Below are 17,744 nucleotides of genomic sequence, written 5' to 3' on the forward strand. Positions count from 1 at the left end.
CGCACCAAGCCATGGCGGTGCTTCGGCGGGTGCACCTTTATCGGCCCTGATGGCCCTATCGCGAGCAGGCGAAGGCCTACATTTGGAATGCATTCCCTGTAGGCCTTCGCCTGCTCGCGATAGCCATCACACAGTTCCGGATTGTTTGTTGTCCTGTTGGTCAGCAATTTGCATTGGCCCTGGGCACACACAACAAAACGGAGCTCCACTTCATGCAAATACGTCCGCTGCACAAACTGCTGTGCGCCGCCATCGGTCTGGGCATCAGCCTGAGCGCCAGCGCTGCCGATCCGCTGAAAGTCGGTTTCGTTTACATCGGCCCGATCGGTGACCACGGCTGGACGTATCAGCATGAACAGGGGCGCAAGGCGCTGGCGGAAAAGTTCGGCAGCCAGATCACCACCAACTATGTGGAAAACGTCGCCGAAGGAGCCGATGCCGAACGGGTCATCCGCAACATGGCCAAGGACAAGTACGACCTGATCTTCACCACCTCCTTCGGCTACATGAACCCCACCGTGAAAGTCGCCAGGCAGTTTCCCAAGGTGACCTTCGAACACGCCACCGGCTACAAGCAGGACAAGAACCTCGGCACCTATCTCGCGCGCACCTACGAGGGGCGTTACGTCGGCGGCTTCCTTGCGGCGAAGATGACCAAAAGCAAAAAGATCGGCTACGTCGCCTCGTTCCCGATCCCGGAAGTGATCCGCGACATCAACGCCATTCAACTGGCCCTTAACAAATACAACCCTGGCACCGAGATCAAAGTGGTCTGGGTCAACTCGTGGTTCGATCCGGGCAAGGAAGCCGATGCAGCCAACGCGCTGATCGACCAGGGCGTCGACGTGGTGTTCCAGCACACTGACAGCCCGGCGCCAATTCAGGCCGCGGAACGCCGTGGCGTGTACGCAGTGGGCTATGCCTCGGACATGGCGCACTTCGGGCCGAAAGCGGTGCTGACGTCGATCGTCAACGACTGGGCGCCGCACTATATTCAGGCGACGCAGAGCGTGATCGATCACACCTGGAAACCCCAGGACTACTGGGGCGGACTGAAGGAAGGCACGGTTGAGCTGCCGATCAGCGACCTGGTGCCGGCACCGGTGAAAGCCGAAGCCGAGCAGATCATTGCCGACATCAAGAGCGGTGCGTTGCAGCCGTTCACCGGGCCGATCAAGGATCAGGCCGGCGTGGAGAAAATTCCGGCGGGCGTGAGCGCAACCAATGCCGAACTGGCGTCGATGAACTATTACGTGGAAGGCATGAAGGCCGAAATGCCGAAGTAATTTTTACTCGTCACACAAAAACCTGTGGGAGCTAGCCTGCTGGCGATAGCGGTGTGTCAGGCAACGACCTTGCTAAATGACACACCGCTATCGCCAGCAGGCTGGCTCCCACATTTGGATTTTCAGCGCTCTTAAGGATCGTGCATGAACAGCCTTCCGATCATCGACATCAGCCCGCTCTACGCCGACAACGAAAACGCCTGGCCCGCCGTCGCCACGCAAATCGACCAGGCCTGCCGCGAGTGGGGTTTTTTCTACATCAAGGGTCACCCGATTTCCGCGCAGCGCATCAGCGCCCTGCTCGATCACGCGCAACGCTTTTTCGCCCTGCCCGCGGCGGAAAAACTCCAGATTGATATTACCCAGACTCGTCATCACCGCGGCTACGGTGCCATCGCCACCGAGCAGCTCGATCCGGACAAACCCAGCGATCTGAAAGAAACCTTCGACATGGGCCTGCATTTGCCCGCAGATCATCCCGACGTGCTTGCGGCAAAGCCGTTGCGCGGGCCCAATCGTCATCCGGCGCAGGCAGGCTGGGTTGAATTGATGGAACAGCACTACCTCGACATGCAGGCGCTGGCGCAGACGTTGTTGCGGGCGATGACCGTGGCGTTGGGGATCGAACGGGACTTCTTTGACAGCCGTTTCGTTGACCCGGTCAGCGTGCTGCGCATGATCCACTACCCGCCGCGCCACACCGCCAGTTCCGCCGAGCAGCAAGGTGCCGGCGCGCACACCGATTACGGCTGCATCACCCTGCTCTATCAGGACAGCGCCGGCGGCTTGCTGGTCAAGAATGTAAGGGGCGAATGGATCGACGCACCGCCGATTGACGGTACCTTCGTGGTCAACCTCGGCGACATGATGGCGCGCTGGAGCAACGACCGTTATCGCTCGACCCCGCACCGGGTGATCAGCCCGCTCGGCGTCGACCGCTATTCGATGCCGTTCTTCGCCGAGCCACACCCGGACACCCGCATCGAATGTCTGCCCGGTTGCCAGGACGCACAGCACCCGGCGAAATATCCGACTACCACCTGCGCCGAATTCCTCCTGTCGCGCTTCGCCGATACCTACGCTTATCGACGCGAGCAAGCAGCGGTGTGATGGATCGCTTGGTCAGGTTTTGCCAATTGTTTCGGCGAGCATCTGTAGAATGCCGTCATTGCACCTGATGAGAAAAGACCATGTACGACTGGCTCAACGCCTTGCCGAAGGCTGAACTGCACCTGCATCTGGAAGGCTCGCTGGAGCCCGAGCTGCTGTTCGCCCTGGCCGAGCGCAACAAGATCGCCCTGCCGTGGAACGACGTGGAAACCCTGCGCAAGGCTTACGCCTTCAACAACCTGCAGGAATTTCTCGACCTGTATTACCAGGGCGCCGACGTGCTGCGCACCTCGCAGGATTTCTACGACCTGACCTGGGCCTACCTGCTGCGCTGCAAAGAGCAGAACGTGATTCACACCGAACCGTTCTTCGACCCGCAGACCCATACCGACCGCGGCATTCCCTTCGAAGTGGTACTCAACGGTATCGCGGCGGCGCTGAAGGATGGCGAGACGCAACTGGGCATCACCAGCGGTTTGATCCTGAGTTTCCTGCGCCATCTGAGCGAAGCAGAAGCCGAGAAAACCCTTGATCAGGCGCTGCCGTTCCGCGATGCGTTCGTTGCGGTCGGTCTGGACAGTTCCGAGATGGGCCACCCGCCGAGCAAGTTCCAGCGTGTGTTCGATCGCGCCCGCCATGAAGGCTTCCTGACCGTGGCCCATGCGGGTGAAGAAGGCCCACCGGAATACATCTGGGAAGCCATCGACCTGCTGAAAATCCAGCGCATCGACCACGGCGTGCGCGCCATCGAAGACGAGCGCCTGATGCAGCGGATCATTGATGAACAGATCCCCCTGACCGTGTGCCCGCTGTCGAACACCAAGCTCTGCGTGTTCGATCACATGTCGCAGCACAACATCCTCGACATGCTCGAACGCGGCGTGAAGGTCACGGTGAACTCGGATGACCCGGCGTACTTCGGTGGTTATGTGACCGAGAACTTCCATGCGCTGCACGAGCACCTCGGCATGACCCAGGATCAGGCCAGGCGCCTGGCGCAGAACAGCCTGGATGCGCGGCTGGTAAAACCCTAAGCCTCACCGCAAATCCCTTGTAGGAGTGAGCCTGCTCGCGATAGCGGTGTGTCAGATAAAAATCTTCAACTGACACACCGCTATCGCGAGCAGGCTCACTCCTACAATTGGACATGTGTTTAGCCTGGGATTTGGGTTTCAGTCAGCTCCTCCAGGGTCTTGCCCCGCGTCTCCATCCCGAACAGCCACACCACCCCCGCCGCGATCGCAAAGCATGCCGCGCCCAGCGCAAACACCCCGCCCTGCCCGGTAATCGGGAATACCAGCCCGGTGACCAGAGGTCCGAGCAGCGAGCCGACCCGGCCAATCGCCGAGGCAAAGCCTGAACCCGTGGCGCGTGCCGACGTCGGGTACAACTCGGGCGTGTAGGTGTAGAGCACCGCCCACATGCCGAACAGAAAGAACTGCATCAGCAACCCGGTGCCGATCAGCAGCGCGACGTTGCCGCCGAACACCGCGCTCTGCCCGTACAGAAACGCCATCACGCCGCCGCCGAGCAAGGTCACGATGCACACCGGTTTGCGTCCCCAGCGCTCGACCAGCCAGGCAGCCATTAGAAAACCGGGGATCCCGCCCAGCGAAATCAGCACCGTGTAATACACCGACTGCGTCACGGCAAAACCCGATTGCTGCAGCAATGCGCTGAGCCACGAAGTCAGCCCGTAAAAGCCGAGCAAGGCGAAAAACCACAGGCTCCAGATCATCGTCGTGCGTTGGCGGTACTGCGGCGACCAGATCTGCTTCAGCGCCGAGAAGAAATTGCCCGGCGGCGTCACGGTACGAGGCAAGCGGACAGGTTCGGGTAACGCTGCACCGCCCAGCGAAGTACGCACACGCGCTTCGATGCCGTTCAGAACCTTGTCCGCGTCGGTGTCGCGGCCGGCTTGTTCCAGCCAGCGCGGCGACTCGGGAATGAAAAAGCGGATCGCCAAAACAAACACCGCCGGCACTGCGAGCACCAGAAAGATGTCGCGCCAGCCAATCACCGGCAGCAGAAAGTAAGAGAGCACGCCGGCCGCGACGAAACCGAGCGGCCAGAAACCATCCATCAGGGCGATGTAGCGCCCGCGGCGTTGCGCCGGAATCAGCTCCGACAGCATCGACTGGGCAATCGGAAACTCCATGCCCATGCCGATCCCCAACAGGATGCGGAACAGCGTCAGGGTCTCAACCGTTTGCGCCGTCGAACACAGATAACTGGCCACGCCCCAGAGCACGATGCTCCACTGGAATACCGGCTTGCGTCCGAAGCGATCGGCGAGCATCCCCGACAGCGAAGCGCCCAGCACCATGCCGAAAAAACTCGAACTGGCGAGCAGTCCGGCCTGTGCGCTGCTCAGGCCGAACTCGGCTTTGATCGAGCCGAGCAGGAACGTCATCATCGCCAGGTCCATGGAGTCGAAGAAAAACGCCAGAGCGATGATGATGAAAATGATCCGGTGATAACCGCTGATCGGCAGACGTTCCAGACGTTCTGCCGCGCTGTAGCGCTGTGTTTGCATGCTGCTTCCCCCTCCGAAATATCCCCGGAACGAGTGTGCGCGATAGCGATGCGGCGTTGCTGCTGGATGCGACCTGTTCGCAGCCGTCAACGACGCCAGACGCGCTGGCGCAGTTCGAGGCAGGCTTTGTGCAACGCTCTACTACGCCAGTTCCAGCTCGGTGTCTTTGGCGAAACGATGCAATTCGCGTTGCCCGGTCGCCGTCAGTTGCAAGGCTCGGGAGTCGTTGGGCAGCGTCAGCCAGCCGGACTGCATGAACAACTGCAGCAATGCCGCGCCAAGTGAGCCGCCCATGTGCGGACGCCGCTCGCTCCAGTCCGGGCAGGCGCACGCCACCTGCACGTTGCGATGGGCCAGCGCCTGAATGAACACGCCACGCTCGGCCAGCAACTTCGCGCCCTTTTGGGTGACCACGACGCGATGCTCCAGCTGTTCGATCCAGCCGGCATCGAGCAGGCGCTGGTACAGATCGGCGGCCAGCGTACCGCCCAGGTGATCGTCACAAAAGCGGGCGCGCAACAGCGACGACGGTGCGGTCTGCGGTTTGGCCAGCGGCGTGCTGCGCTTGAACACGTCCGGAACCTCGCGCGGCGCACTGGCGATGGTGGCGCTGGCGAGGGCTTCTATCGCCGCACCGACCTCCGGCGCCGCGAGGCGGAAAAACCGCTTGCGACCACGGACTTCGACTTTCAACAGACCACCCGTGGCCAGCCGCGTCAGGTGCGCACTGGCCGAGGACGGCGACAGCCCGGCCTGTAACGCAAGCTCCTCGGTCTGCCGCGCCGCGCCATCCATCAACGCCCACATCATCGCGCTGCGCTTGGGGTCGGCCAGCAACGTGGCGATCTGGCTGATGCAAGGTGCATGTTCCATGTGTTCACTCCCTGTTGAATCGTATCGTCTACTGCTCGGAGACATCTTGGCCGCTAATGAGTCGTCGGCCAAGACGCGAAAATCGCCATGTACCGGGGCGAGGCAAGCCACTGACGCAGCCTGCCCCGGCACAGCACCCGCAGCAGATGCGCGACCGTCACGCCAATACGGGCGACGGGGTGCGAAGGTCTCCGGGCCGGGGTGTCGGTGCTGGCATGAGGCGGGCGCTAGTATAAGCGGGTTAGGCGCCGCGTCCTGCGCTAGGGGCTGCACAGGTGGTGATTGTTCCTGAGAGAAATTTCTCTATTTGCCTGCGACTAATGATCAACTTTTGAAAAAACGCGAAATTGACTACTCAATTCAGCGCAACGGCTGGCGAGCATGTCGCGCAGAAGGTTCACCGGCTTACTCAATTGTGCGCGATGAGCGCACAACAGATTCAGCGGTGCGCGCTCACAGAGCAGTTCCGGCAGCAGCACCTTGAGCCGTCCGGCAAGGACATCGGTGCCGACGTCGAGCCAGGATTTATAGGCGATCCCGGCACCGGCCAGCGCCCACAAACGCACGACGTCGGCATCGTCGCTGAAACGGTCGCCGCTGACCGTCAGGCCGACTTCGCGCTTGCCGTCATGGAAACTCCAATGGTCGTGGACGCGGCTGCCGAGCATGTACAACAGGCAGTTGTGCTGCGCCAGTTGTTCGAGCTGGCGAGGCTCGCCATGCCGAGCCAGGTAGGCCGGGGAGGCGCAGAGCACGCGACGGTTGTGCGCAGCGATGGGCAGCGCGACCAGGCTGGAATCCTCCGGTTCGCCGTAACGCAGGGCGATGTCCACCGGCTGGCGAAACAGATCGGCGATGCGGTCGCCGAGCAGCAAGCGCACGGTCAAACGCGGGTGCTCGCGCTGAAACTCGTCGAGCCATGGCAGCAGCAGGTTGCGACCGAAGTCCGAGGGTGCGGACAGCTGCAAAATCCCGCTGACCTGATCCTGACCGCTGGCGAGCAGGCGCCGACCTTCGTCGAGATTACTCAGCGCCGCGCGCGCGTATTCCAGAAACCCCTCGCCCTCGGCGGTCAGGCGCAGACTGCGGGTCGAGCGCGCCAGCAGGCGCGCGCCCAACTGCTGCTCGATGCGCTTCAACGCCGCGCTCGCCACCGCGGCAGACATGTCCATCACCCGCGCCGCCGCCGACAGGCTGCCGAGATCCGCCGCGCGGACAAACAACTGCAGGTCATCGAAACGCAGCATCCTCAGCCTCGATTATCAAAATAAAATTGAAAGAGACTGCTGTTTTAGCCGGTTTTATCGCTAACAGAAATAGCGAATCATCTGTCCATCGAATTCTTGCTGCGCTATTGGAGCCCGACATGTCCCAGCCCTTCACTGCCATCGCCACCCTGACCGCCAAACCCGGCCAGCAGAACGCCCTCGAACAGGCCCTGCGCGCGCTGGTTGCACCGAGCCGTGCCGAGGCCGGTTGCGGCCAGTACGACCTGCACCGCGACCTCGCCGACCCTCAGGTTTTTTACGTGATCGAGCACTGGGCCAGTGAAGAGGTGCTACAGGCGCACAACGCCAGCGCGCACTTCCAGCAGTTTCAGCGCAGTGCCGGCGACACCATCGAACAGTTCCAGCTCAAGCGCCTCGGCGCGATTGCCTGATTTCTTCCATTAACCGTACGGAGCCTTTCATGAAAGCCATCGCCTATTACGCATCCCTGCCGATCAGCGACACCAACGCCCTGCAGGATATCGAACTGCCAGAACCGGTCGCCGGCCCGCGCGACCTGCTGGTGGAAGTCAGAGCCATTTCGGTCAACCCGGTCGACACCAAAGTCCGGCAGAACGTAGCGCCGGAAAACGGCGCTGCGAAAGTGCTGGGCTGGGACGTCGCTGGTGTGGTCAAGGCAGTCGGCAGCGACGTGACGCTGTTCAAGGCCGGCGACAAAGTCTTCTACGCGGGGTCGATCGCCCGTGCCGGCGGCAACAGCGAGTTGCACGTCGTCGATGAGCGCATCGTCGGGCATATGCCGAAAACCCTCGATTTCGCCGAAGCCGCCGCGTTGCCACTGACCGCGATCACCGCCTGGGAATTGCTCTTCGAGCGTCTGCAAATCAATCAGGGCAAAACCGACGAGGGCCAGAGCCTGCTGATCGTCGGCGCGGCCGGTGGGGTCGGTTCGATCCTCACGCAACTGGCGAAGCAGCTGACTGGCCTGAAGGTCATCGGCACCGCATCCCGCGAACAGACCCGCGACTGGGTCAAGGCGTTGGGCGCCGACGTGGTGATCGATCACAGTCAGCCGCTGAGCGAAGAACTCCAGCGCGCCGGCCTCGACAGCGTCACTCACGTTGCCAGCCTGACGCAGACCGACCAGCATCTGGAGCAACTGGTCGAAGCGTTGGCGCCGCAGGGCAAACTGGCGCTGATCGACGATCCGAAGTCGCTGGACGTGAGCAAACTCAAGCGCAAGAGCCTGTCGCTGCACTGGGAATTCATGTACACCCGCTCGCTGTTCGAGACGCCGGACATGATCGAGCAGCACAACCTGCTCAACCGCGTCGCGCAACTGATCGACGCCGGCACCTTGAAAACCACCGTCGGCGAACACTTCGGCAGCATCAATGCTGCCAACCTGCGTCGCGCCCATGAATTGCTGGAAAGCGGCAAGGCCAAGGGGAAAATTGTTTTAGAAGGTTTCTAAAAAAACCACGTCGCAGCCTTTGCCAGCGCTAGAGCGGCTGGCAGGGCTGCGTATCTTTTTGCCGTCAGTCCGATGCCCGGCCGTTGTCACAATTGCGATCGCATTCAGGTCTACAATCGAAGCCTCTGCGATACATCTTTTACGCAAGGGAGGTCAGCAATGAAGATCCTGATAAAAGAAGTGGCAAAGTCTCAATGGCAGGTTCGCCTCGACCAGCATGTCGTGACCTTTCGCAGTGAAGCCGAAGCACTGGCGTTCACTCGCACCCTCGAAGCGCGACTCTGCGCGCCCCATCGCATTCCCGAACACAGCCAGCAGCGCGCTGCCGGCTGAGACTGTTTACGCCTCGGCCTGGGCTTGCGCCAATGCCCGGGCGTTCTGCAGGCGACGGGTGAGCAAAGCGACGCTGACCACCAGCAAGCCGCACAGGCTGATGACCATGGCCATCGGCACGGCGCTGCCATCGTGCAGCACGCCCACCAATGCGGCCGCACCGGCGGCGATGCTGAATTGCAGACAACCGAGCATGGCCGACGCGCTGCCAGCCCGTGCCCCCTGGCCGTTCATCGCACAGGCGGATGCGTTGGGGATGATGCAACCGAGGCTGGCGATGCAGATGAACAACGGAATCAGCAACGGCCACAAGGCTTCCGGGCGCATCGCGCCGACCGCCAGCAAGGTCAGCCCTGCGAGAAAGTACACCCACACCGCACGCACCAGCAGAAACGCCGGGCCGCGCTTGGCCAACAGCCGCGCGTTGACTTGCGCCACCAGAATGAAACCCGCCGCGTTGGTACCGAACAGCCAGCCGAAATGCTCGGCAGGCACGCCGTACAGCTTGATGAACACAAACGGTGAACCGGCGATGTAGGCGAACATGCCGGCGATGGCGATCCCGCCGGTGAGTGCGTGGCCCAGATAAACCCTGTCCTTGACCAGTCGCGTGTATTGGCGCAATGCGCCGGACAGTGGCTGGCGTGGCACGTGCGCCGGCATGCTTTCCGGCAGGCCAAGCGCCACCGCCAGCGCCGCGAGGGCGCTAAAACCGGTCAGCACCAGAAAGATCGACTGCCAGCCACTGGTATTGACCAGCAGACCGCCGAGCATCGGCGCCAGAATCGGCGCCAGGCCCATCACCAGCATCAGTTGCGAAAAAACCTTCGCCGAGCCCACCGCATCGCACTTGTCGGCGACCACCGCGCGGGAAATCACCATGCCCGCGCAGCCGCCGAGTGCCTGGACGAAACGCGCGCCGATCAGCCATTCCAGACTCGGCGCATAGGCACAGGCCAATGACGCCAGGGTGAACAGGCCGACGCCGCTGAGCAGAGGAATCCGCCGGCCGAACCGATCGGAAATCGGCCCGTAAGCCAGCTGGCCCAGCGACAGGCCGAGGAAATACGCGGCCAGCGTCAGCTGCACATGCTGCTCATCGGTGCCGAAGGCCAGCGCCATGGCCGGAAATGCGGGTAAATAAAAGTCGATCGCCAATGGACCGAAAGCGCTCAAGGCGCCAAGTATCAAAATGGTACGAAAGTTCATCAGGCATCCAGGTGGGCAAGTCGCAGCCCGATAGTCTAGCTGCGCCCGGACGCCTTGAACATTCCGATAGCTCGCTAACGATCAATTTCAGACGAGCTTCACCGTGTACCCTTCTTCGTTGATCGCTTCGATGATCTTGTCAGCGTCCAGTGTGCTTTCGACGCCGACCTCTTTCGCAGCCAGATCGACACGCACGCTGGCCGCCGGATCCTTGCCCTGAATGGCGTTGGTGATGGCTTTGACGCAATGCCCGCAGGACATGCCTTGAACATTGAATACTTGCATGGGATGACTCCTTTGAGTGAGGTTGCCGGCAGTTTCGAGCTTGCCATGATGGCAAGGTCAAGTTCTGGCAAAAACTGCCGGGCTGGCAATCGGCGCCGCGCTCGGCCAAGCTGCGTACATCAACTTCAATTGCAGGAGATGCAGCCATGCGCTGGTCAGCTTTCAGCCTGTTTGGCTTTCTCGGTCTATTCGCCGCCGCCGCGCCCGTGCAGGCTGTCGGGGAAGATTACGCGGTACTGATCATTTCCCGCGAGCGCCTGGAAGTGGCGACCTCGTGCGAGATTGGTGTGTACATTCAGGATCAGCTCTCGGCGCGGCTGTTTCAGGAGCAGAGCACTTCGTTCAACCTGCCGCCGGGGAATGTTTCGTTGCGCTTGAAGCTGTTGCCGGGGCAGGTACCCGGCTGCAATCCGGGCTTGCTCGCACCCGGCTCGCAGGAAATCAAGCTGCAAGCGGGCGATATACAGAAGTACCGGATAGCGATGAATCAGGAAGGCATGTACCTCAAGCGCGCCGATCTCGGCTACTGAGTCGACCTGAACCTGTGGGAGCCAGCCTGCTGGCGATGAGGGCGTGTCAGCCGGCGTCAGTGCTGAATGACACACCGCCATCGCCAGCAGGCTGGCTCCCACATTTTGCTTCTCAGCGATTGAAAGAATGGTGCTTGACCTTGCCCGCATGGCAAGGTTGATCCTTGCAGGCCTCTACTGCAGGGAGTACGACCGATGTCCGATTCCATCACTTTCGATCTGCCGATTGCCGGCATGACCTGCGCCAGTTGCGCCGGGCGTGTCGAGCGCGCCTTGAGCAAAGTCAGCGGCGCCCGCGACGTCAGCGTCAACCTCGCCACCGAACAGGCCCGCGTGCAAGCCCCGGGCGACAGCTTGCCGGCGTTGCTCGAAGCCGTTGAGCGCGCCGGTTACAGCGTCCCCCAGCAAACCCTCGAATTGAGTATTGACGGCATGACCTGCGCGTCCTGCGTCGGCCGCGTCGAGCGCGCCCTGAACAAAGTCGCCGGGGTGAAAAGCGTCAGCGTCAACCTCGCCAACGAACGTGCGCACCTGGAATTGCTCGGCCAAATCGATCAGCAAACGCTGCTCGACGCGGTGAGCAAGGCCGGTTACTCCGCCAGCGTCTGGCAAGCCGAAGCGGCGAAAACCGATAACCAGCAACAGCGCCTCAAGCACGAGCGCTGGGCGCTGATTTGCGCGATCACCCTGGCCCTGCCGCTGGTGGCGCCGATGGTGCTGCAACCGTTCGGCCTGCACTGGATGCTCCCGGCCTGGGCGCAATTCGCCCTCGCCACGCCGGTGCAATTCATTTTCGGCGCGCGTTTCTATGTCGCCGCGTGGAAAGCCGTGCGCGCCGGCGCCGGCAACATGGACTTGCTGGTGGCCCTGGGCACCAGCGCCGGTTATGGCTTGAGCCTCTATGAATGGGCTACCGCCGCCGGACGCATGCCGCATCTGTATTTCGAAGCCTCGGCGGTGGTCATCGCCCTGGTGCTGCTCGGCAAATACCTGGAAAGCCGCGCCAAACGCCAGACCGCCAGCGCCATCCGCGCCCTCGAAGCGTTGCGCCCGGAACGTGCGATTCAAGTGATCGACGGCCGCGAGCAGGACGTCGCCATCAGCGCCCTGCGCCTCAACGACGTGGTGCTGGTCAAACCCGGCGAACGCTTCCCGGTCGACGGCGAGGTCATCGAGGGTCAGAGCCACGCCGACGAAGCGCTGATCAGCGGCGAAAGCCTGCCGGTGCCGAAACAACCCGGCGACCCGGTGACCGGTGGCGCGATCAACGGTGAGGGACGCCTGCTGGTGCGCACTCAGGCGCTCGGCGCAGAAAGCGTACTGGCGCGGATCATCCGTCTGGTCGAAGACGCGCAAGCGGCGAAAGCGCCGATCCAGAAACTGGTGGATAAAGTCAGCCAGATTTTCGTGCCGATGGTGTTGCTGATCGCTCTGGCGACGCTGATCGGCTGGTGGCTCTACGGTGCGCCGATGGAAACCGCGCTGATCAACGCCGTCGCGGTGCTGGTCATCGCCTGCCCTTGCGCCCTCGGCCTCGCCACGCCGACCGCGATCATGGCCGGCACCGGTGTCGCCGCACGCCACGGCATTCTGATCAAGGACGCCGAAGCACTGGAGCGCGCCCATGCCGTCAGCAGCGTGGTGTTCGACAAGACCGGCACGCTGACCTCAGGTACGCCACGTATTGCCCATTTCAGTGCGATCGATGATGACGAAGACACCTTGCTGAAACTGGCCGGGGCGCTGCAACGCGGCAGCGAACATCCACTGGCCAAAGCGGTGCTGGATGCCGCCGCTGAACGCGACCTGGATGTGCCAAATGTCAGCGACAGCCAGTCGCTGACCGGGCGCGGCATCGCCGGCACGCTGGGCGATCGCCGCCTGGCCCTGGGCAACCGACGGCTGCTCGAAGAAAGCGGGTTGAGCGCCGCGCCACTGAACAACAGCGCCACTGCCTGGGAAACCGAAGGGCGCACCTTGTCGTGGCTGATCGAGCAGAGCCCGCAACCGCGCGTGCTCGGACTGTTCGCTTTCGGTGACACGCTGAAACCCGGCGCGCTGCAAGCCGTACAGCAACTCGCTGCGCGCGACATCCACAGCCATCTGCTGACCGGCGACAACCGCGGCAGTGCGCGAGTGGTCGCCGAGGCGCTGGGCATCACCCATGTCCACGCCGAAGTATTGCCGGCAGACAAAGCCGCAACCGTCACCGAACTGAAAAAGACCGGCGTAGTGGCGATGGTCGGCGACGGCATCAACGATGCGCCGGCCTTGGCCGCCGCCGACATCGGTATCGCCATGGGCGGCGGCACCGATGTCGCCATGCACGCTGCCGGCATCACCCTGATGCGCGGCGACCCGCGATTGGTCCCGGCGGCGCTGGAGATCAGCCGCAAGACCTACGCGAAGATCCGCCAGAACCTGTTCTGGGCCTTTGTCTACAACCTGATCGGCATTCCGCTGGCGGCGTTCGGCTTCCTCAATCCGGTGCTGGCCGGCGCGGCCATGGCCTTGTCGAGCGTCAGCGTGGTGAGCAATGCGCTACTGTTGAAAACCTGGAAACCCGATGACCTGGAGGAACAGCGATGAACATCGGCCAAGCGGCCCGGCAGAGTGGCCTCAGCGCAAAAATGATCCGCTATTACGAGTCGATCGGTTTGCTCAAAGCGGCCCATCGTACCGACGCCGGTTACCGCGTCTACGGTAGCGATGACCTGCACACCCTGGCGTTCATCAAGCGCTCGCGGGACCTGGGTTTTTCGCTCGAAGAAGTCGGCAAGCTGCTGACCCTGTGGCAGGACCGTCAGCGCGCCAGTGCCGATGTGAAAGCCCTGGCGCGCCAGCACATCGACGAGCTGAATCAGAAAATCCGCGAACTCGGCGAGTTGCGCGACACCCTGCAGGATCTGGTCGAACACTGCAGCGGCGACCAGCGCCCCGACTGCCCGATTCTCAAGGAACTGGCGTCGGGCTGCTGCGCGCAACCCGCGCGCGCCTGAGCGCCAACACTTTCAGCACAAGCAGCGTGCCGAGAGGAATGGCGTGGAACAGCATGACCACGGCGCCCGGCGTCCACCCTTCATAGAACGGTGCAGCAATGAGCATGCCAATGCCGAAACCGGTCATTTGCAGCAGGGTCAGGACGCTGAAGATCGGCAAGCGCAGTTGCTCGGGCTCGCGTTGCAGGCGCGACATCAGGCTGACTTCGGAAATCCCGTCACCGAGGCCGGCCGGCAGGGCAAACAACAGCAAGCCGTACAGGCTGTGCTGCTGGAACATCAGGATGAACCCACAGGACATCACGGCCACGCCGAGGAAATATCGACGCTGCAAATCGCTGTTGCCCGTAGCCTTGAAGCGACTGGCGATACGCGCACCGAGCAGCTTGCCGCAGGCCCATACCGCCAGTGCCAGGCCCAGCGTCGTGCTTGCCGACTCGGGCGTGAGCAGTTTCGAAATGATCGGGAAGCCGACGTTGTGCGCGGCGCTGCCGAGGGTATCGGCCATGGTCACGGCGAGCATCGCCGCGACCACCGGGGCACCGCGCAGACCTTTTTTGAGGGCGGCCCATTCGCCGCGTTCGGGTTCCTGGTCGACCGTCATTGCGGCAAAACGCAACGGCACAATCAACAGCGCGGCCAGTACATAGGTCAGCGCATTCAGGGCGAACACCGTTGCAAAACCAAAACCCGCCACCAGCAAACCGGACACCAGACTGCCGCCGACCATCGCCGCCGATGAGGCTGATGTGATCCAGGCGTTGGCCTTGAGCAACTGCGCCGGCTCGATCAGGCGCGGTAGCTGGCTGTTCACGCCGATTGCAAACATCGAATTGCCAAAGCCCAGCACGAAGGCAATCAGCGGTAGCAGCAGCGCTTGTTGGCCGACCGGCACAATCAGCAGCAACGCCAATACGCCGGCGCGCAGCACGTCAAACGCGATCAACGGCACGCGGCCGCTGCAGCGGCGGTAGAACGCCGTGCCAATGAGGCTGGCGAATATCCCGCCGCCGACGCGGCTGGCGAGAAAGATGCCGACGCTCATGGCACTGTTGCTCAGCAGGTAGACATAGGTGGCCAGCGCGACCATGTTGAGAAAAGCGCCGAAATCGGAGATCAGCCGGGCGCTGACGATCAGCTCGAGGTTGCGTGGAGTGGTCACATTCAGTCCTTGAGTGTGGGTAGGGCCGGTGAGACTCCCATACAACTTCCAACAACACCACAACCCCTGTAGGAGTGAGCCTGCTCGCGATTGCGGCGGTTCAGCCGATGGAGATGCTGACTGTGCTGACGTTATCGCGAGCAGGCTCACACCTACAGGGGATTCCTGGTGCATTGGCAACGGAGCAAGCACAAAAAACCCGGCCGAAGCCGGGTTTCTGTTCACGCAATCACTGCATCCACGGCGGTGGAGGCGGTTCCTCGGACTTGCCTTTGGGCTCGTCGTCGGCCGCACGGATGGCCTGCTTGCGTTCCTCGTCGAGGCGCGCTGCTTCGATCTCGCGCAACACCCCGCCCACATCGGCGAGGTCTTCCGGATCGTCGAACTCACCGGTCAGCACGCTGTTGGGGTGCAAGGTGCCGGCTTCGTACAACGCCCACATTTCCTTGGCGTATTTGGTCTTCTTCAGCTCCGGGGCAAAGCGACCGAAGTACGAAGCCATGTTGCCGACATCACGTTCGAGCATGCTGAATGCGTGGTTGTTGCCGGCGGCGTCGACCGCTTGCGGCAGGTCGATGATCACCGGGCCGGTCGGGGTCAGCAGCACGTTGAACTCCGAGAGGTCACCGTGCACCAGACCGGTACACAACATCAGCACGATCTGCGAAATCAGGAACGCGTGATACTCGCGCGCCTGATCCGGCTCCAGCACCACGTCGTTCAGGCGCGGCGCGGCGTCGCCGAACTCATCGGCCACCAGCTCCATCAACAGCACGCCGTCGAGGAAGTCATAGGGTTTTGGCACGCGTACGCCGGCACCAGCCAGACGGAACAGCGCCGCCACTTCGGCGTTCTGCCAGGCGTCTTCGGTCTCTTTGCGACCGAACTTGGAGCCCTTGGCCATCGCGCGAGCCTGTCGGCTGTTGCGCACCTTGCGACCTTCCTGATACTCGGCCGCCTGGCGGAAACTGCGTTTGTTCGCCTCCTTGTAGACCTTGGCGCAACGTAACTGATTGCCGCAGCGCACCACATAAACAGCTGCCTCTTTGCCACTCATCAGTGGGCGCAGCACTTCGTCGACCAGACCGTCCTCGATCAGGGGTTCAATGCGTTTTGGAGTCTTCATCAGCTTTTATTGTGGGTCCTTTATTACCAAACACGCGAATGTCACTCGTTATACGGCAATCCTCGCATCACGGGGAGGGGGTGCCGACCTGTGAACGTAGAGAATGCACACACTGTGCCGGATTACAGGGCCAACTCTGCGCTCGCGCATCGACCGATGCGAATCATAGCCGAGCCCGGTGACTTTGTGGGTCCCCGTCTGCAAGGGCATTTGCGACAGAATCTGACATGGGCGCCCGATGACCCTTCGGCAGATTTTTTTCGCGCCGCCTCAATTTCCGGTTTGCGCAGCCGAAGCCCTGAATGACAGAGGGATCTGTTCGACAATCGTTCCACAACAATCTGCGATGCCGCGCCCAGGGAAACGGGTGATCCACAACGTTTTCGGCTGCCAATAAACCACAAGTCATCTGCACTGCGTGGGCCTACAAGAAAATCTGGAGCGCGGATGAACATCAAACAGAAGTTGACGTGGGCGTTTGCAATCATCGCCTGCTTGCCGGTAGTGCTGGTCGCTACCCTCGTGGTGATGAACCTGCGCAGCGATGCCCGGGACAGTTTTGTCGACAGCAGCGGCCGCGAGATCCGTCAGGTCAGCAACGCAATGCAGTTGTTTTTTGACGGCATCAGCCAGAACGTCGATTACCTGGCGTCGCAACCGCTGATCAAGAACACCGACGACAGCCTCAAGACCTACATGAGCGCCAACGCCGAAACCATCCCGCAGGGCGAGATGGACAAACAGGTCTTTGCGTTTCTGCAGGACCTGGGCAACGCCCACCCCGCTTACGCCTACGCGATTGTCGGCACCGCTGCCGGCGGTTATGTGTCGTGGCCGGACGATCCCAAGCTGAACAATTACGACCCGCGCCAGCGCCCTTGGTACAAGGCCGCCCAGGCCAAACCGGGCAAACCGTTTCGCACCGCGGCTTATTATTGGGCGCAGGACGATGCTACCTACGTCAGCACCGTGCGCACCATCGACAACAAACTTGGCAGCAACGGCGGCGTGGTCAGCATCGACGTGACGCTCAAGCAGCTCACCGAAATCGTCAAACAGATCAAGCTCGGTGACAGCGGTTACCTGATGCTGCTGGAAAACAGCGGCACGGTGCTGGTCGATCCGAAACAGCCGGAACACAACTTCAAGCCGCTCGACAGCCTCGGCGAGGGTTATGCGCAACTGGCCAAGGCTGGCAAAGGGTTGGTCGAAGTCGAGCTCAACGGCGAACGCTACATGGCCAACGTCTGGCCATCGGAGCAACTGGGCTGGACCTTTGTCGGCCTGATCAAGCAGAGCGATGTGATGAGTTCGGCCACGCAACTGACCTGGTTGATCGCGATCATCGCCGCCGTGCTCGCCGTGCTGTTCGCCGTGGTCGGTGCCAGTTTCGCCAGCCTCATCGTGCGGCCGATCCGCAGCGTCGCCAGTGGCCTGGAAGGCATCGCCCAAGGCGAAGGCGACCTGACCAAAAACCTCGACATTCGGGGCAGCGATGAAACCGCGCAACTGGCCAACTGGTTCAACCAGTTCCTGACGGCGATCCGCAGCCTGATCCAGCACATCGGCGGCGCGGCGGGGAAAATCCTCGC

General features: G+C 62.0%; 16 protein-coding genes and 1 pseudogene. 10 read left to right on the forward strand and 7 right to left on the reverse strand.

All coding sequences use genetic code 11. The features are described from left to right. Window positions 1–212 precede the first annotated feature (212 nt). The 3 genes from J3P75_RS24270 (at window position 213) to J3P75_RS24280 (ending at window position 3,430) form a co-directional block, all read left to right on the forward strand. Complete coding sequence (locus tag J3P75_RS24270; protein ID WP_434592624.1) at window positions 213–1,286, forward strand: BMP family ABC transporter substrate-binding protein; 1,074 nt, start codon at window positions 213–215, stop codon at window positions 1,284–1,286. Between the two features lie 144 nt (window positions 1,287–1,430). Then, entirely contained in the window at window positions 1,431–2,396 is a 966-nt protein-coding gene (locus tag J3P75_RS24275) for a 2-oxoglutarate and iron-dependent oxygenase domain-containing protein (protein WP_434708457.1), read from the forward strand. Between the two features lie 80 nt (window positions 2,397–2,476). After that, window positions 2,477–3,430 (forward strand): adenosine deaminase, encoded by a 954-nt coding sequence (locus J3P75_RS24280; protein ID WP_434708458.1) that lies wholly within the window; start codon window positions 2,477–2,479, stop codon window positions 3,428–3,430. 119 nt (window positions 3,431–3,549) lie between these two features. Here J3P75_RS24280 and J3P75_RS24285 read toward each other — a convergent pair whose 3' ends face one another. The 3 genes from J3P75_RS24285 to J3P75_RS24295 form a co-directional block, all read right to left on the reverse strand. Then, window positions 3,550–4,932: an MFS transporter gene (locus J3P75_RS24285; RefSeq protein ID WP_434708459.1), complete on the reverse strand. Its 1,383-nt coding sequence runs from the start codon at window positions 4,930–4,932 to the stop codon at window positions 3,550–3,552. A gap of 141 nt (window positions 4,933–5,073) precedes the next feature. Beyond that, a complete protein-coding gene (locus tag J3P75_RS24290) occupies window positions 5,074–5,805 on the reverse strand; it encodes an ArsR/SmtB family transcription factor (protein ID WP_434592631.1) in 732 nt (243 codons plus the stop codon). Between the two features lie 317 nt (window positions 5,806–6,122). Beyond that, on the reverse strand, window positions 6,123–7,052 hold the full coding sequence (locus J3P75_RS24295; RefSeq protein WP_090281169.1) for a LysR family transcriptional regulator: 930 nt from the start codon (window positions 7,050–7,052) through the stop codon (window positions 6,123–6,125). A gap of 119 nt (window positions 7,053–7,171) precedes the next feature. Here J3P75_RS24295 and J3P75_RS24300 point away from each other — a divergent pair, with 119 nt between their 5' ends. From J3P75_RS24300 to J3P75_RS24310, 3 genes are all read left to right on the forward strand, one after another. Next, window positions 7,172–7,465: a putative quinol monooxygenase gene (locus tag J3P75_RS24300; protein WP_434708460.1), complete on the forward strand. Its 294-nt coding sequence runs from the start codon at window positions 7,172–7,174 to the stop codon at window positions 7,463–7,465. A gap of 29 nt (window positions 7,466–7,494) precedes the next feature. Beyond that, a complete protein-coding gene (locus J3P75_RS24305; RefSeq protein ID WP_434708461.1) occupies window positions 7,495–8,508 on the forward strand; it encodes a zinc-binding alcohol dehydrogenase family protein in 1,014 nt (337 codons plus the stop codon). 159 nt (window positions 8,509–8,667) lie between these two features. Next, entirely contained in the window at window positions 8,668–8,841 is a 174-nt protein-coding gene (locus J3P75_RS24310) for a hypothetical protein (protein ID WP_186547404.1), read from the forward strand. 6 nt (window positions 8,842–8,847) lie between these two features. Here the strand turns inward: J3P75_RS24310 and J3P75_RS24315 are convergent, their stop codons facing one another. Both J3P75_RS24315 and J3P75_RS24320 read right to left on the reverse strand, forming a co-directional pair. Continuing rightward, window positions 8,848–10,050 carry a multidrug effflux MFS transporter gene (locus tag J3P75_RS24315; RefSeq protein ID WP_090281161.1) on the reverse strand — a complete coding sequence of 401 codons (1,203 nt, stop codon included), beginning with the start codon at window positions 10,048–10,050 and terminating at the stop codon, window positions 8,848–8,850. A gap of 87 nt (window positions 10,051–10,137) precedes the next feature. Then, window positions 10,138–10,335: a heavy-metal-associated domain-containing protein gene (locus tag J3P75_RS24320; protein WP_434708462.1), complete on the reverse strand. Its 198-nt coding sequence runs from the start codon at window positions 10,333–10,335 to the stop codon at window positions 10,138–10,140. Between the two features lie 146 nt (window positions 10,336–10,481). On the opposite strand from J3P75_RS24320, the gene J3P75_RS24325 reads away from it, so the two are divergent. From J3P75_RS24325 to cueR, 3 genes are all read left to right on the forward strand, one after another. Further along, window positions 10,482–10,865, forward strand: a complete 384-nt coding sequence (locus J3P75_RS24325) for a hypothetical protein (RefSeq protein WP_434708463.1) — start codon at window positions 10,482–10,484, stop codon at window positions 10,863–10,865. 195 nt (window positions 10,866–11,060) lie between these two features. Continuing rightward, window positions 11,061–13,454, forward strand: a complete 2,394-nt coding sequence (locus J3P75_RS24330) for a heavy metal translocating P-type ATPase (RefSeq protein WP_434708464.1) — start codon at window positions 11,061–11,063, stop codon at window positions 13,452–13,454. After that, window positions 13,451–13,864 (forward strand): Cu(I)-responsive transcriptional regulator, encoded by a 414-nt coding sequence (cueR, locus tag J3P75_RS24335; RefSeq protein WP_090281149.1) that lies wholly within the window; start codon window positions 13,451–13,453, stop codon window positions 13,862–13,864. Before J3P75_RS24330 ends, cueR begins: the two co-directional genes overlap by 4 nt. Here the strand turns inward: cueR and J3P75_RS24340 are convergent. Further along, complete coding sequence (locus J3P75_RS24340; RefSeq protein WP_434708465.1) at window positions 13,818–15,026, reverse strand: MFS transporter; 1,209 nt, start codon at window positions 15,024–15,026, stop codon at window positions 13,818–13,820. The two genes, cueR and J3P75_RS24340, sit on opposite strands and share 47 nt — an antisense overlap. 229 nt (window positions 15,027–15,255) lie before the next feature. Further along, a complete protein-coding gene (locus J3P75_RS24345) occupies window positions 15,256–16,152 on the reverse strand; it encodes a PA4780 family RIO1-like protein kinase (RefSeq protein ID WP_090281144.1) in 897 nt (298 codons plus the stop codon). A 603-nt stretch (window positions 16,153–16,755) separates the two neighbouring features. Here J3P75_RS24345 and J3P75_RS24350 point away from each other — a divergent pair. Next, window positions 16,756–17,640: pseudogene (locus tag J3P75_RS24350) on the forward strand (cache domain-containing protein); the annotation flags it as partial. Window positions 17,641–17,744: the final 104 nt, after the last annotated feature.

The organism is Pseudomonas sp. R1-1, from assembly GCF_051132135.1.
Taxonomy (GTDB): Bacteria; Pseudomonadota; Gammaproteobacteria; order Pseudomonadales; family Pseudomonadaceae; genus Aquipseudomonas.